This is a genomic window from Actinacidiphila sp. bgisy144, from assembly GCF_057708105.1.
The window spans coordinates 1-1,625 of record NZ_JBYIRM010000094.1 but is presented as its reverse complement, the minus strand read 5'-3'; the positions used below and the strand labels follow the sequence as shown (position 1 = coordinate 1,625).

The following is a 1,625-nucleotide window of genomic DNA, read 5'->3' as shown; positions in this document are numbered from 1 at the left end:
TCGGGATGTCCGTGCCCGCACCCAGCCGCGTGTACAGCGCCGCCAACGCCGCCTGGAGCACCATGAACAGACTCGCCCCACTACCGCGCGCCAACTCCACCAGCGCCGCGTGCAGTTCGGCGTCGAACGCGAAGTCGACGTGGTCGCCGCGCCAGCCGGCGACGGGCGGGCGGGGTCGGTCCGCGGGCAGCCGGATCAGCTCCGGCAGGTCGGCCAACTGCCTTTGCCAGTAGTCGAGTTGCTCGGCGAACCGGCTGTCCGGGTGGTCGGCGTCGCCGAGCAGCTCGCGCTGCCACAGCGTGTAGTCGGCGTACTGCACCGGCAGCGCCGGCCGCTGTGCCGGCCGGCCCTCGCAGCGGGCCGCGTACGCCTCGGCCAGGTCGCGGGCGAGCGGGCCGGTGGACCAGCCGTCGGCGGCGATGTGGTGCATGACCAGCAGCAGCACGTGCTCGTCCGGCGCGAGGGCGAACAGCTCCGCGCGCAGCGGCACTTGGGTGGCCAGGTCGAACGGCCGCCGGGCGGCCTCGGCGAGGGCACGGGGCAGGTCGTCGCGCGCCACCTCGGCCGGCCGGACCCGCGGCCGGACCGCGGCCGGGTCCAGCACCCGCTGGCAGGGCACGCCGCCGACCTCCTGGAAGACCGTCCGCAGGCTCTCGTGCCGGGCCACGACGTCGGCCAGCGCCCCGTCCAGCGCAGGCCGGTCGAGGTCCCCGGACAGCCGCAGCGCCAGCGGGATGTGGTACGTCGCGGCGGCCGCGTCCATGCGGTGCAGGAACCACAGCCGGCGCTGCGCGAAGGACAGCGGCACCGCCTCGGGCCGCGCGCGGGCGGTCAGCGCCGGGCGGGCGCGGTCGGCGCCGGCCAGCGCCCCGGCCAGGCCCGCCACGGTGGGCGCCTGGAAGAGGGCGCGCAGGCCGAGTTCGACGCCGAGCACCGAACGCACCCTGGCCGCGAGCCGGGTGGCGAGCAGGGAGTGCCCGCCCAGCGCGAAGAAGTCGTCGTCGGCGAAGACCCGCGGCAGGCCCAGCACTTCCGCGAACAGCTCGCACAGGATCTGCTCCTGCGGGGTGCGCGGGGCGCGGGAGGCGCCCGCGGGCGCGACCTCGGGCGCGGGCAGCGCCGCCCGGTCCAGCTTCCCGTTCGGCGTCAGCGGCAAAGCGTCCAGCACGGTGAGGACGGTCGGCACCAGGTAGTCCGGCAGCCGCTCGCGCAGGTGCGCCGCCAGCTGCGCGGGCCGCGCCTCCTGGCCGGGGCGGACCGTGACATAGCCGACCAGCCGGTCATCCCGGGCCGCGACGGCGGCCTGGGCGACGGCGGGGTGCTCGGCGAGCGCCGCCTCGACCTCGCCGGGTTCGATCCGGAAGCCGCGCACCTTCACCTGCTGGTCCGCGCGGCCGGCGTACTCCAGCTGCCCGTCGCGAAGGCGCCGCGCCAGGTCACCGGTGCGGTACATCCGCGTGCCGGCCGGGCCGTACGGATCGGCGACGAACCGCCCGGCGCTCAGCCCCGGCCGGTCCAGGTAGCCGCGGGCCAGGCCCGGCCCGGCGACGTACAGCTCCGCCACGACGCCCGGCGGCACGAGGCGCAGCCGCTCGTCCAGCAGGTAGGTGCGGAAGCCCGCGACC

General features: G+C 77.2%; 1 protein-coding gene. It reads right to left on the bottom strand.

Annotated features, from left to right (window positions below):
* Positions 1–1,625, bottom strand: a 1,625-nt coding sequence (locus AC3EVP_RS36825) for a condensation domain-containing protein (RefSeq protein WP_435138133.1), incomplete at both ends; no start/stop codon positions are given.